The 14,661-nt window shown below is 25.1% G+C and carries 14 protein-coding genes; 11 read left to right on the top strand and 3 right to left on the bottom strand.

The window, feature by feature from the left end; translation table 11 throughout:
• The first annotated feature begins 72 nt into the window (after positions 1-72).
• A complete protein-coding gene (locus KYD98_RS05720; protein ID WP_219778637.1) occupies positions 73-1,707 on the top strand; it encodes a bifunctional metallophosphatase/5'-nucleotidase in 1,635 nt (544 codons plus the stop codon).
• Between the two features lie 56 nt (positions 1,708-1,763).
• Here KYD98_RS05720 and KYD98_RS05715 read toward each other — a convergent pair whose 3' ends face one another.
• Positions 1,764-2,474, bottom strand: coding sequence for a DUF434 domain-containing protein (locus tag KYD98_RS05715; protein WP_219778636.1), 711 nt, complete (start codon positions 2,472-2,474; stop codon positions 1,764-1,766).
• A gap of 367 nt (positions 2,475-2,841) precedes the next feature.
• On the opposite strand from KYD98_RS05715, the gene KYD98_RS05710 reads away from it, so the two are divergent.
• The 8 genes from KYD98_RS05710 (at position 2,842) to KYD98_RS05675 (ending at position 10,658) form a co-directional block, all read left to right on the top strand.
• Positions 2,842-3,402, top strand: a complete 561-nt coding sequence (locus tag KYD98_RS05710) for an NUDIX hydrolase (protein WP_219778635.1) — start codon at positions 2,842-2,844, stop codon at positions 3,400-3,402.
• Between the two features lie 472 nt (positions 3,403-3,874).
• Complete coding sequence (locus KYD98_RS05705; RefSeq protein WP_219778634.1) at positions 3,875-4,489, top strand: superoxide dismutase; 615 nt, start codon at positions 3,875-3,877, stop codon at positions 4,487-4,489.
• Between the two features lie 280 nt (positions 4,490-4,769).
• Positions 4,770-5,795 (top strand): hypothetical protein, encoded by a 1,026-nt coding sequence (locus tag KYD98_RS05700; RefSeq protein WP_219778633.1) that lies wholly within the window; start codon positions 4,770-4,772, stop codon positions 5,793-5,795.
• Positions 5,796-5,810: 15 nt separating this feature from the next.
• Positions 5,811-6,698, top strand: a complete 888-nt coding sequence (locus tag KYD98_RS05695; RefSeq protein ID WP_219778632.1) for an ABC transporter ATP-binding protein — start codon at positions 5,811-5,813, stop codon at positions 6,696-6,698.
• Positions 6,699-6,701: 3 nt separating this feature from the next.
• Positions 6,702-7,475, top strand: coding sequence for an ABC transporter permease (locus KYD98_RS05690; protein ID WP_219778631.1), 774 nt, complete (start codon positions 6,702-6,704; stop codon positions 7,473-7,475).
• 209 nt (positions 7,476-7,684) lie between these two features.
• A complete protein-coding gene (locus tag KYD98_RS05685) occupies positions 7,685-8,395 on the top strand; it encodes a response regulator transcription factor (protein WP_219778630.1) in 711 nt (236 codons plus the stop codon).
• Between the two features lie 2 nt (positions 8,396-8,397).
• Positions 8,398-9,795 carry a sensor histidine kinase gene (locus KYD98_RS05680; protein WP_219778629.1) on the top strand — a complete coding sequence of 466 codons (1,398 nt, stop codon included), beginning with the start codon at positions 8,398-8,400 and terminating at the stop codon, positions 9,793-9,795.
• Between the two features lie 44 nt (positions 9,796-9,839).
• Positions 9,840-10,658 (top strand): TraX family protein, encoded by an 819-nt coding sequence (locus KYD98_RS05675; RefSeq protein WP_219778628.1) that lies wholly within the window; start codon positions 9,840-9,842, stop codon positions 10,656-10,658.
• Positions 10,659-10,815: 157 nt separating this feature from the next.
• On the opposite strand, the gene feoB is transcribed toward KYD98_RS05675, so the two are convergent.
• Both feoB and KYD98_RS05665 read right to left on the bottom strand, forming a co-directional pair.
• Positions 10,816-12,966, bottom strand: a complete 2,151-nt coding sequence (feoB, locus tag KYD98_RS05670; protein ID WP_219778627.1) for a ferrous iron transport protein B — start codon at positions 12,964-12,966, stop codon at positions 10,816-10,818.
• Between the two features lie 85 nt (positions 12,967-13,051).
• Positions 13,052-13,303 (bottom strand): FeoA family protein, encoded by a 252-nt coding sequence (locus tag KYD98_RS05665; RefSeq protein ID WP_219778626.1) that lies wholly within the window; start codon positions 13,301-13,303, stop codon positions 13,052-13,054.
• Between the two features lie 228 nt (positions 13,304-13,531).
• Here KYD98_RS05665 and KYD98_RS05660 point away from each other — a divergent pair, with 228 nt between their 5' ends.
• Together KYD98_RS05660 and KYD98_RS18495 are read left to right on the top strand one after the other, a co-directional pair.
• Positions 13,532-14,008 carry a metal-dependent transcriptional regulator gene (locus KYD98_RS05660; RefSeq protein WP_219778625.1) on the top strand — a complete coding sequence of 159 codons (477 nt, stop codon included), beginning with the start codon at positions 13,532-13,534 and terminating at the stop codon, positions 14,006-14,008.
• A 99-nt stretch (positions 14,009-14,107) separates the two neighbouring features.
• Positions 14,108-14,620, top strand: coding sequence for a choline-binding protein (locus KYD98_RS18495; RefSeq protein WP_219778624.1), 513 nt, complete (start codon positions 14,108-14,110; stop codon positions 14,618-14,620).
• Positions 14,621-14,661: the final 41 nt, after the last annotated feature.

Genomic DNA, 14,661 nt, shown 5'->3' with positions numbered 1-14,661 from the left:
AAAATAGTATATAATTACTTTGATGGATTTTTATGTAAAAATACAAAATATACGTAAAAGGGGGATTTTATTTTGAAAAATTTACTAAAATCTAAAAAAGTAATTTCATTTTTAACTACATTATCTTTATCAATTACATTACTAACAGGATTTCCATTAATAACATATGCTCAGGATAATGTAAAGAATTTTGACATTGTTGAAATAACAGATTTTCATGGTGCATTAACAGATTCATCTGGAAATCCAGCAGCAGCAGTTTTAGCTGAAAGGTTAAACAATATAAAAAAATCTAATCCAGATAGAACATTAATTCTTGGTGGGGGAGATTTATATCAAGGATCTGCTACGTCTAACATTATGAAAGGGGTTCCAGTTCAAGAAGTTATGACTAAAATAGGAATGGAAGTAACTACTCTTGGAAATCATGAATTTGATTGGGGACTAGATACTATAATCAATACTACAATGAAAGGTGCAGGATACTCAATAATTTGTAGTAATCTTTATGATAAAACAACAGGGAAAAGAGTATTTGAACCATATAAAATTATAACTAAAGACAAAATTAAAATTGCAGTTATAGGTGGTATTACAACAGAAACTCCATCAATTGTCTTACCTGATTTTGTAAAAAATTATGAATTTAAAGATCTTACAACTGAAATAAATTCAGTTGCACAAGAAATTAAAGAAAAGAAGCTAGCAGATGTAACTTTAGTATTAGTTCATGAGGGTGATAATAGGGATAATGCTACAGGACCAGTATTTGATATGGCTAATAACCTTAAAAATGTAGATGCAGTATTTGGAGGACATACTCACTCAAAAGTATCTGCAGTTGCTACAAAGACTAATATACCAGTTTATATAGCTAATTCTTATGGAAAAGGTTATGTAAATGCTAAATTAACAGTAACTAACGATAAAAAAGTTAAGTTTGAAACACCATCTTATGAAAAATCATATGTTGCTTTAGATAATGAAAATGGATATAAGAGTAAAAATCCAAACATTGATAATGATATAGACAAGATAGTAAAAGATTCTAATGAAAGAACAGCTCCAATAACTAATGAAGTGATTGGAAGAAATACTGATAAAGATCTTACTAGAGTACAAGAATTTTCTCCATACGGATCATCTATATTAGGAAATTGGTCAACTGATGTTACTAGAGAAGCTGTTAATGCACAAGTAGGATTTCAAAATAATGGTGGATTAAGAATAGACATTCCAACTGGTGATATTACAGTCGGAACTATGTGGAAATTTATGCCTTTTGATAATACAATTTATAAATTAAATATGAAAAAATCTGATTTAAAGGCAGTTTTAGAACAAGCAGTTTGTGATGGTGGTAAAGGTATACAAGTATCAGGAATTAAGTTTACTTATGATTCTAAATTACCATCTGGAAATAGAATTACTAATATAACTAAAGAAGATGGAACTGCAATAAGTGATACTGAAGTTTTAACAACAGCAGTTCCAGATTTCTTAGCTACAGGTGGAGATGGATTCACAGCATTTAAAAACTGTGGAGGATCAAATCCAGCAAATGATACTCATATTATTGTAAGAGATGCATTTATAGATTGGTGTAAAGAAAATAATAAGAATGATAATAAAAACACAATACCAAATGCAAGTATTTCAAGAATAAATAATATATCAAATACATTAGCAACTAAAACAGCAGCATAAAAATTAATTAAAGACTATCTCAAAAAACTTTCTATGTTTTTTGAGATAGTCTATTTTTAGCTATAAAAATCAATATATGAAACATTACATAAATCTTCACTTATAATTTTATAAGCTAGGTTAATCCAATTTTTACATGTATTTAATATAATTGCATCACTAGTTATAACATAATCTAATTTACTTAATATAACATCTGCATTAGGTACAAGAAAAACCTCTAAATCAAAATTAAAATTAGAAAGTAACTCTAGTATTCTCATTTTTAATCTACCAGTATTAGAAACAGGTGAATCTAGATAAAATATAGCCTTTTTAATTTTCATTTGATTTAATTTTTCACCAATTAATTTAATAGCAATATCTGTTTTATCAATTAGCTTATAAGTTCCACGAAGTCCTGCTAAATCTCTTATTGTTCCATCCATAGAACGAAAGATAATAGAATTAGATAAAGCAACTTCTAATGTTATAATTAGATTTAATCCATCAATATGTACTATGCTATCTTTATATGAGTTTTTAACTTCACTCTTTTCTCTTATTTTAATATTTTCTTGTGAAGATATAACTCTTTTTAATGCTAATCTTTGTCTTGCTGAAAATAGAAAATGATTACCTATAAATTCAATTGTTTTATCTAATCCATATCCACGGTTTAATAAAAAACATATATCAGTTTGTGCTTCTTTTAAAAGTCCTAAATTTTTATCATTAAATTCAATTTTATCTGAAGAAACAAAACCTCTTTGCACTACTTGTGTCATAAATTTTACCTCCTAAAGTTATAATAAATAATATTATAACTTTTATTTGTTATATTTGGTAGAATTTATTGAAGTTTTTATATTTAAATAGTATAGTGCTATTTAAATATAAAAGATTAAGTTGTATTATTAATTAATATAAGTACTTTATAATAAAATAAACTTATATACCTATGAATGGAGTGAAAATATGTTAATTGGGAAACTATAATTTAAACATTTATAGTTGATTATTTATTATGGAAAACCTCTTCTAATGGAGAACTTATTAAATATTTAAATAAAAAATCTTTTTATAATTAATATTAAGAAGTAATAATAAAGTATTAATTATAATACTAAGATACAATATATAAGGAGAGCAGTTATGAACTGGGTTAAACAAATAGAAAGTTATATACCATATAATGAACAAGAATTAAAAGATAAAGAATTAATTTTACAGTGTATTAAAGCATATAATAATATACTTACAAGAGAAAATCCTCTAGCACATATCACAAGTTCTGGATATATAGTAAATAAAAATAGAGATAAGGTATTAATGATTCATCATAATATTTATAAAACTTGGGCTTGGACCGGTGGACACGCTGATGGTGATAATGATTTACTTTATGTTGCAATAAAGGAAGCTAAAGAAGAAACTGGAATTAAGAATGTAACATCAGTTACTTCTGATATATTATCTTTAGATGTTTTACCTGTCATAGGACATTTTAAAAATGGAAAGTATGTTTCACCTCACTTACATTTATCGATCGCTTATCTTTTAGAATGTGATGAAAGTGAAGAACTTATTGTTAAAGAAGATGAAAATAGTGGAGTTAAATGGATTCCTATAAATAAAATACATCTTTATTCTAATGAACCAGATATGATAAATCTTTATAATAAATTTAATAAAAAAATTAAATATATGTATTAAAAGATATTATGCTATATCAGAAGAAATTTATGGGTTTTATATTGAATCAGATTGTGTTCTAGCAGAATTAATACTGGGAATGTATATAGAGTTTCAAGTAATGTAGGATAAGGCAGTATAGCAAAATTAATTAAAGACAACAAAGTAGTAAAACAATATGATTAGAATAATTAAATACTATTAAATAACGGTGTAGAGTAACTAATATAGTTTAATATTAGTTACTCTACACTTTTAGCTTTAAGCTAATCGTAATTTAGACTATAAAATTTATTTGTATATTTTATTGATAAATATAATTATATTATATTTATCAATAAACAATTAAAATTAATTAATAAATACTATTGATTATTTTAAATTTATGTTATAATTATCCTATAAATTAAAAATATTATATTATAAAAAAGAGATTATTTATCCATACTATATTAAAAAGAAATAAAATATTTTAATTGAAGGAGAGATATTTATGTTTAATAAAATTGATTTACCATATGCTTATGATGCTTTAGAACCATATATAGATAAGGAGACAATAAATATACATTATAATAAACATCTTCAAACATATGTAACTAATTTAAATAAGATTTTAGAAGGTCATGAAGATTTTACTAATGGAAAATCATTAGGAAGAATATTATCCGATACAGAATCTATACCTGAAGGAATTAGACAAGGAGTAATAAATCAAGGTGGAGGAGTATTTAATCATAATTTATATTTTTCTGTTCTTTCTCCAACCCCTAAAAAAGCTCCAGAAGGAGAATTATTAGATGAAATAAATAAAACTTTTGGAAATTTAGAAAATTTAAAAACTGAAATAAGCAATGCTGCAATAGGACAATTTGGATCAGGATATGGATTTTTAGTTAAAGATAAAGATGGAAAATTATCTGTAACAAGTGTATTAAATCAAAACAATCCTTTAAGTAATGGCTTTATCCCTATATTATGTATTGATGTTTGGGAACATGCGTACTACTTAAAATATCAAAACTTAAGAGCAGATTATGTTAAAAATATTTGGAACGTTATTGATTGGGGAAAAGTAGAAGGATTATATATGAATTTTTCAATTTAATGAATATATAGAAATTTTAAAAAATTAGCACTATGCCTAATCGAGTAGGAGGTAGATAGTTATTTTATCTGCCACCTACTCGATTTTTTTTTAGATAAATTATGGAGTTTTCAAATCATAAAAGTCTGATAAAATCTAAGATTATAGAGATTTTTTTACTAATAATATGCTAGTAACCATTAATTAAGGATGATTTAAGGTTAAGGTTATATTTATATAAGCTTAAGATATTAATATATAAACATAGACAGGAAAGGAAAACAGAAATGGAGGACAAAAAATGATAAGCTGGGAAATTAAAAAATTAATTAAATCTAAAGGAATGATAATTTCATTAGTAATATTAACTTTTACATTATTAATAATGTCATTTATTAAACCAACGTTAGAAATAGAAAATTCTTATATAGATGAACAAAAAGGATATATTCAAGATAATAAGGACAAGTTAGAAATAGCTAATGAAAAATTCGATATTAAATTATCAGTTTTAGAGGATATGGTTAATCAGAAAAATGATGGAGATGAATTTTCAAAAACATTAACTTCAATCGCTAAAGAAAAAATTGATAATTTAAAAAGTTCAAAATATGAAGATATAGGATTTTGGCAAGTGTTTAGCTATAGAGCAACAAATCCACTTATAAATATAGCAATGCTTGTTATCATAATGATAATAATATCTAATCTATATACTGATGAAATAATATCATCAGTAAAAGATATTATACTTTCATCAAAACAAAAAAAGAAAGCATTAAATGCTAAGATAATAGTTTCATTTTTAATTCCTATAGTAATTTATAGTATATATTTATCAGTAGCATTTATTATAACTTATATTGAGTATGGTTCACCTATCAATGGAAATTTAGAAGCATTTAGAATAGTTGATAATATAGCAATGCTAAATGGAAATCCAACAATAAATCAATACGTATTAACAAACATTATAATAGCATTGTTAATGTTTGAGGGATGGGCTATGGTATCAATGTTCTGTTCATTCATAAGCACATCATCTATAAGTTCAATAAGCGTTTTTGGATTGTTTATCGTTTTAGGAAAGGTGATAACAACGATAAAATTTATGCCGTCAATAATACTTTCAGTATTTTTATATGGTAACTATTATGATTTGATATTTAGTTTTAAAAATATAATTGCAAGTTATATGGGAGAAGTTAGTATACTTGGGCACGGAGTTAGTATTGTAAATCTAATAATAATTGTATTAATAGTAATTTTTATAGTTTCAACTACATTATGCTTTGGAATAAGCAGAACAAAATATATAAATAGATAATTGGAGGAATTAATTATGAATAAATTAGAAATAAAAGATTTAACAAAAATATATGGAAGAAAAAAAGCTAATTATGGTATAACAGTAACATTAGAAAATGGAGTTTATGGATTATTAGGACCAAATGGTGCTGGTAAAACAACTTTAATGAAGCAAATAACAACTCTTATAAAACCAGATAAAGGAGAAATATGTTATAACGGTAAGAACATATTTGAACTAGATGATAAATATAGAGATATTATTGGTTATTTGCCACAAGAATTTGGAGTATATAAAAATTTTACAGCAAAACAGTTTTTAAAATATGTTGGTGCATTAAAAGGAATGCGTGGAAGAAATTTAAATAGTAGAGTAGATGAATTATTAGAATTAGTTGGTCTTTATGATGTAAGAAATAAGGCTATTGGTAAATTTTCAGGTGGAATGAAAAGAAGAGTTGGTATAGCACAAGTTTTATTAAATGATCCTAAAATAATAGTTTTGGATGAACCCACAGCAGGACTAGATCCACAAGAAAGAACTAGGTTTAGAAATCTAATAGCTAAGATATCAAGAGATAAAATAATAATACTTTCAACTCATATAATATCAGATATAGAATCAGTAGCCAAAGAAACTATAATGATAAAAAAAGGTGAACTTCTTATGAAAGGTACTCATAAAGAAATATTATCAGATATGAATAATAAAGTGTATAACATAATAGTTAATGATGAAGATGAATTTAATAGAATTCAAGATAAATATAAGGTTGTAAGCATTCAAAGAGATATTAATTCAACTATATTAAGAGTGGTATCAGATACAGCGCCAAATGAAAGAAATGTAGAGCCAACATGTGCAAGATTTGAAGATGTTTATATGTTTTATTTTGACTTAGAAAATGCAAAAGAGGTGTAATATATGACAAATTTAGTAAAAGCAGAATTAAGAAAAATATTAAGTAAAAAAAGTGTTTTAATACTTTGGGGATTTTTATTAGCTTTTGGATTTATTTTAATAAGAAAATTTGAAATATTAGAAACTTATGCAGATATATTTTATAAGATAGAAGGATCAATTCCACTTATTGGATTAGTAATGTTTATAGTTATATCGGGAAATTATACAAAAGAATATGAATCTAACATGGTTGGTTTAATAAATACAACAAAGAATGGTAAAAAATATATAGCTATAGCAAAAGGTATAGCAGGTGGAATAGCTTTATCTTTAATTAATGGTTCATTTGCATTAATTATAGGTTTAAGAGCATTTGTACTTGAAGGATTTAAAAATTTAAATGAGCCAATTAAAAGCTTATGGTATTTTAAAAATACTGGATCAGATATTACAATATTGCAAATGTATTTAATTGTTATAGCATCTATAATACTAGGTTCATTCTTATTTGCACAAATAGGATTAACTTTATCATCAGCATTTAAATCATCGGTAATGCCTTTTATATTAGGGGGAGCAATTATGGCAATTCCATTCTTTCTTCAAGGATGGGCATCAAAATCATTATTAAACTTTATAGCACTAACTCCTAATTGGGCTATGATGAGTCAATTAATGGTTAGTAATCAAATTCCATTTATGTATAGAATATTATCAGTTATTATATCAATAATATTAATAATTACATTACCTTTAATAGCTTGTAAAAATTTCACAAATAGTAAGAGACTTTAATTGTAAATGCATTTTATAATATCTACTATTAGTGTAAAATGATAATAGTTTACATAGTATTAATTAATTTTTAAAGTTAATTAGACTTTAATTTAAATAAATACTTTATTAATTTAAGAAATAAAAGAGTTTATCCGATATTATAATATTACCTATAAAAAATATAAGTAATATTATAAATTTAGATAAATAAAGAACAGGAGTTAAATATGGATAAGAAAATATTAATAGTAGATGATGAAATTGAAATTTTAAAATTATTAGAAACAGTATTGAAAAAAGAGGGTTTTAGTGAAATATATACAGCAAAGACTATGAAAGAAGGAATAGATGAATTTGAAAGAGTAAAACCTGATTTAGTTATATTAGACATAATGCTTCCGGACGGGGAAGGTTATGAAATATGTAAAAATATAAGAAATAATTCTAATGTACCTATATTATTTCTATCAGCTAAAACAGAGGAACTAGATAAGATATTAGGATTTGCTATTGGTGGAGATGATTATATAACTAAACCATTTAGTCCAAAAGAAGTTGCTTTTAGAATAAAGGCTCATTTAAGGAGAGCAAATTATACTAATAAAACTAATGATATAGAGAACAAAGAAAAAATAATAAAATTTGGCCCATATATATTAAATGAAAATAGAGCAGAAATAACAAAAGGTGAAAAAACGATAGAATTAACAGCTAAGGAATTTAAAATATTATCTTTATTAGCACATAATCAGAATCAAATTATAAGTAAAGAAAAATTATGTGATAAAGTATGGGGAGAAGATTATATAGGTTTTGACAATACTATAATGGTTCATATAAGAAAGATAAGAGAAAAGATAGAAGATGATCCGTCTAAGCCTAAATATATTATTACAGTTAAAGGTCTTGGATATAAATTATCTGTAAAGGAAGATTAAAAATGAAGTGGAAGGTGACTGGAAAATTTATATTCACTATTGTTGCAGTTGTTATATTAGTAGTAATACTAAACATTATGACTATATTAGGCCTTTATTTATCTGGTTTTCAAAATATAAAAAACAATAAAAATTTAAATAGTCCAGAAACATTTGCAAGAGATTTTGAGCAATATATGTACGAAAAAGATGGAAATTTAATTGTATCAGAAGATGGAATTAATTTATTAGAAAAGCTAGGTGCTTGGATACAAGTCTTAAATGATTATGGTGAAGAAATATATAGTATAAATATGCCAGAAGGAGTACCTAAGAAGTACACTCCTTTTGATATAGTTAATACCTATAAATATAAAGAAAGACCTTATGTAAATTTTGTTTTAGAAAAAGATTTAACTAATAGTCATATAAATATAATTTTGGCCTTACCTAGTTCATATGCAGATAGGGTAACAATAAATTACTCTTTAAATGCAGCCATATATCAAATAAAAATAATAGTAATTGTGACACTCATTATAGATGCTTTAATTGCTTTAATATTTGGATATTTATTTAGCAGAAAATTAACTAAACCTATATCAGAAATAATCGGAAATATAGATATACTATCAAATGGAAATTATACTTTATATACAAAAAATAACGGCATATATAAAGAGGTATTTGAAAATATAAATGATTTATCTGATACATTAAGAAGAAATGAAATAGAAAGAAAAGAGCTTGAATTAATGAGAGAAGAATGGCTAGCTAATATAACACATGATATAAAAACACCATTAGCATCTATTCAAGGGTATGCAGAAATTATTAGTGACAAAGATTATGAATTTTCAAAAGAGGAAATTCAAGATTATACAGAAATAATATATAGTAAATCTAAATATATAAAAGAGCTTGTAGATGAACTTAATTTATCAACAAGATTAAAAAATAATGCTGTAACCTTAAATAAACAAAATACTAATTTAGTAGCATTAGTTAGAGAAATAATAATTGATATATTAAATGATAGTAGATATGAAAATAGAGATATAGATTTTACAACTAATATAGATGTTATAGAGAAAGAAGTAGATGCCATACTCTTAAAAAGAGCTTTAACTAACTTAATTTTTAATGCAATAGTTCATAATAAAGAAGATGTTTCTATCAAAATAGAATTAACCAAAATAGATAAGATAACAATTGTAATAAAAGATAATGGAAATGGAATAAGTAAGAAAGATTTAAATCATATTTTTGATAGATATTATAGAGGAACTAATACTGGAGAAGCTCATAAAGGTTCTGGCCTAGGGATGGCTATATCAAAAGAGATAATAAATAATCATGATGGAGATATAGAAATTGAAAGTAAATTAGGAAGAGGAACTGAAATTATTATAACACTATAAGACTATAAGACTAAATAGAAATTGAAAATGTTAGGGGAATTATTATGAAACTTTTTAAAGAAGGATTTGATGGATTTACCATTAAAATATTAGCTCTTATATTAATGACATTTGACCATATTGCATACTTTATGCCAACTACAATGAATGTTCCAATATGGTTTCACTGGATAGGAAGAATAGTAGCACCTTTATTTATATTTATGGTAGTAGAAGGATTTTATCATACAAGTAATAGAAAGAAATATATTATAAGATTATATTTATGGTCTATAATTATGGGATTAGGGAATTCTTTAGTACAAAAAGTTGTACCTCATCCAACTGGAATGCCTATAATTAATAATATGTTTGCTACATTATTTTTAACTACACTTTATTTACAAGGAATAGAATTTATAAAAAGATTTAAGGATGAAAAATCGTCTAAACATATGGCTTTGGGATTGTCATTAATTATTATTCCATCATTATTAGGAATAGTAGTAGTATCTATATTATTTGTTTTACCACCAAGTATAGTTCAATTAGTTTTCTTATTAGTTCCTACACCATTTTTAGTTGAAGGTGGCATAGCATGGGTTGCTCTAGGAGTAATTTTATACCTATGTAGAGATAAAAAAGTAGCTTTATTCATAGCATATACATTATTTACATTATTTATATATATAGTTAATGCTCATGGAGATTATAGCTTAAGTAATAGCTTTTTATCAAACTATCAATGGATTATGATAGGAGCATTACCATTTATGTTATTATACAATGATAAAAAGGGTAGAGGAATGAAATATTTATTCTATTTATATTACCCTCTACATGTTTATATATTATATATATTAGGGATTTTGTTAATAAAATAAAATTAAATATAAAGCTATGCTTTAAATTAAAGAATAGTTAAAAATCAAAAAATCCAAAGTGAAATTTTTCACATTGGATTTTTTCATATATAGCTTTATTAAATAATTGTATATTTTTTGTTAAAGATTTAAACTTTCAACATATATATTTACTTTATTAAGCAAGTCCAAGTAAGCGAACTGTAGTAGTGAATATGAAACAAATAACTATACCAGTAATTGTAGGAACTAAAAAAGATATTGCGGTCCATTTTAAACTTTGAGTTTCTTTCTTTATTGTTAGACATGTAGTGCTACAAGGCCAATGCATAAGAGAAAAAAGCATAACACATACAGCAGTAAGCCATGTCCATCCATTATTAGTAAGTAAATTATAAAGTTCAGATGTACTTTCTAATTCTAGCATACTACCTGTAGACATATAACTCATAATAATTATTGGAATCACTATTTCATTTGCAGGAAATCCTAATATAAATGCCATTAATATATATCCATCTAAACCAATAAGATCTGCAAAAGGGTTAAGAAATGTTGCACAATGAGTTAAAATACTAATATCATTTATATTTATGTTTGCCATTATCCATATAACAATTCCAGCAGGAGCAGCAATAACTATAGCTCTACCAAGAACAAATAAAGTTCTATCAAATATTGATCTAACTATAATTTTACCAACTTGGGGCTTTCTATAAGGTGGTAATTCTAGAGTAAATGAAGAAGGAACGCCTTTTAAAATAGTTTTTGAAAGTATTTTAGATATAGTAAGAGTCATAAATACACCTAAAATTATTACACAAGTTAATATTATAGTAGATGCTATTGATTGAAAAGGTCCTATAAACATTCCAGCAAAAAACATTGTGATTATTGCAATAAGGGTCGGAAATCTACCATTACAAGGAACAAAATTATTGGTAATTATTGCAATAAGTCTTTCTCTAGGAGAATCTATAATTCTACAACCTATTATTCCAGCAGCATTACATCCAAACCCCATGCACATTGTAAGAGCCTGTTTTCCACAAGCACAAGATTTCTTAAAAAAGTTATCTAAATTATAAGCAACTCTAGGTAAATATCCTAAATCTTCAAGCAATGTAAAAAGAGGAAAGAAAATGGCCATTGGAGGAAGCATAACAGAGACTACCCAAGCTAGTGTTCTATACATGCCCTGAATTAAAATTCCTTCAATCCAAACTGGAGCACCAATTGAAATAAAAAATGCTGTTAGTTTATCTTGTATTTTAAATAAAAAATTAGCTAATATTTCTGATGGAACATTTGCTCCTTCTATTGTTATCCAAAAAATAATTGTTAATAGTAATATCATTATAGGAATTCCAAATTTTTTTGAAGTTAATATCTTATCTATTTTTCTATCAAAATCATTATATTTTTCTAAACTGAATGATACTACATTTTTACTTATGTTTTCAGCTTTGATTATTAGTGTTGTTACTATTTCATCTCTAAAAGTTTGATTATCTAATCCATTAGATTTTAAAACGTCTCTTGCATCAGAAATAGTTTTTAAAATCTCTTTATTTTTGGATATATTAAATCCTAAATAATTATTTATCGAGTTTAATAAATTTTCATCGTTTTCTAGTAATTTTAAAGAAACCCATCTAGTATTTATTTTATCTTGTAATATTGGATTTAGTTTATCTTCTATTAAATAAATAGCTTTTTCTATAGTATCACTGTATTTAATTTTTATTGGAGTTTTAGTTACTTTGTTAAAAGTTAAATCATAAATTGATTTTTTAAGTTCATCTAAACCTTCTCCAATATTTGCACTTGTGGCAACCACTGGAACTCCTAATAATGAAGATAAATTTTGTATATTTATAATAACACCCTTTCTTTTAGCTTCATTCATTAAATTTACACAAACAATAACATTATTTGTAATTTCAAGTGTTTGCAGAACAAGATTTAAATTTCTTTCAAGACAAGTAGCATCAACAATAACTACTGTAGCATCAGGGTTGCCAAAGCATATAAAATCTCTGGCAACCTCTTCTTCAACTGAATTAGCCATAAGTGAATATGTTCCTGGAATGTCTACTAAAGTAAACTCTTTTTTATTATAAACATATTTACCAGTTGCATTAGTTACTGTTTTGCCAGGCCAATTTCCAGTATGCTGATTTAATCCTGTTAAATTATTAAAAACTGTACTTTTACCAACATTAGGGTTTCCAGCAAGTGCAATTACTTTATTATCTTTAGACGTTCTATTAATCTTAAGTTCTTTATCTAAAGCATTAGTACCAGTAGATTGATTAGTCAAACCCATTAAAAAGCTCCTTTATAGTATTGATTAAATTTATTATTAAATTTAGTTATTTTATAAAAAAATTTAATAGTTATCAGATATATAACTAAATTGTTTCAACAAGAATTTTTGAAGCATCTTCAGATCTTATAGCAATAACAGCACCTCTTATTAAATAAGCTATAGGATCTCCAGATGGACTTTGCCCTAGAGATTCTACTTCTGTACCATTTATTAAACCAAGGTCTAAAAATCTTCTTCTAATTATTCCATTAGCAACAAGATGGTTTACTTTGCATTTTTCTCCTATAGGAAGAGAGTTAAGTGGAATTATATTATTTAAATAATTATCATTCATGATAATTACCTCCTTTTTAAATAAAAAATTATATTAAGCGTAAAAATTTAGTTTAAGGAAACAATTTTTCTCTAAGCCAACATCAGAAGAAAAATTATGACTAAATTTTCAATATTATAAAGAGTTAGTTTAAAGAAAAAAATCTTTCTCTAAACTAACATATGAGAAATAATTAAGAAGTGATACTCATAAATTAAAATAAATATAAAAAATATTGGCGGTGATAAAATGCAACGTGGTTTTCACACAGTAAGAGGATATGAAAATATAAATTTAACAAGAAAATTGCTTACTCCAGCAATGGAAGATTATCTAGAAATGATATATAGATGTAGTATAGAAGATAAAACTATAAGATTAAAGAAAATAGCTGAAATGTTAAATGTAAGAGATTCCTCAGCATCTAAAATGATGAAAAAACTTAAAGGATTATCACTTATAAACTATGAAAAATATGGTGCTATAGAGCTTACAAAAGATGGAGCAAGCTTAGGAAAATATCTTTTAGATAGGCATAAAATTATAGAAGATTTTCTAACCTTTTTAGGTGGTAAAGAAGAAGTACTTATAGAGACTGAATTAATAGAACATGTAATAGGATTTGAAACTGTTGAAAATATAAATTTATTAAATATGTTTTTAGAAAATAATAAAGATATTTTAAATGACTTTATACAATTTAAAGAAAATATAAAGTTAAAATGAGCAAGAATTAATTGTTTTTGTGTATACAATTGTATTACTTGTAAAATATATCCTTCGGATGTATAATTAAATAACTATATACTTTAAGGGGGAAAGTAAATGATAAATTTTAAAAAAATATTTGCTGGATTATTAGTATCTGTAACAATATTAGGAATAAATCCAACAGCAACAAATGCAGAATGGAAAGAAGATTCTACTGGTTGGTGGTATGCACAGGGAAATTCTTATTTAACTGGATGGCAATTAATAGATAATAATTGGTATTATTTTGATTTTTATGGTTATATGAAGACTGGATGGCAATTAATAAATGGATCATGGTATTATTTAAACAGCAATGGAACTATGGTTGTGAATGGAGTAATAGACGGATTTAATTTAGGTAATGACGGAAAATTAATCTCTTCAAGCTATTATAATACAATGAAACAACTTGCAGAAGAAGAATCTTTAAAAAATTATTCTTCTCAACAACCAGTAATTGTAGAAGAAATTAAAAATAAAAATGATTCATCTAATTATACTACAGAAGAAATTATACAACGTATTGATGATTATGCGGAACGAATGTCTCAATCTGATAAAGATGAATCACCATTATATAATTAAATTATTAATATTATATGTACGAATTCATATAAATAAAAGGA

The sequence above is a fragment of the Clostridium weizhouense genome, from assembly GCF_019431045.1.
Lineage (GTDB): Bacteria > Bacillota > Clostridia > Clostridiales > Clostridiaceae > Clostridium > Clostridium weizhouense.
Note: the sequence above shows the minus strand (reverse complement) of the source record. Positions and strands in the feature narration are given on the sequence as shown.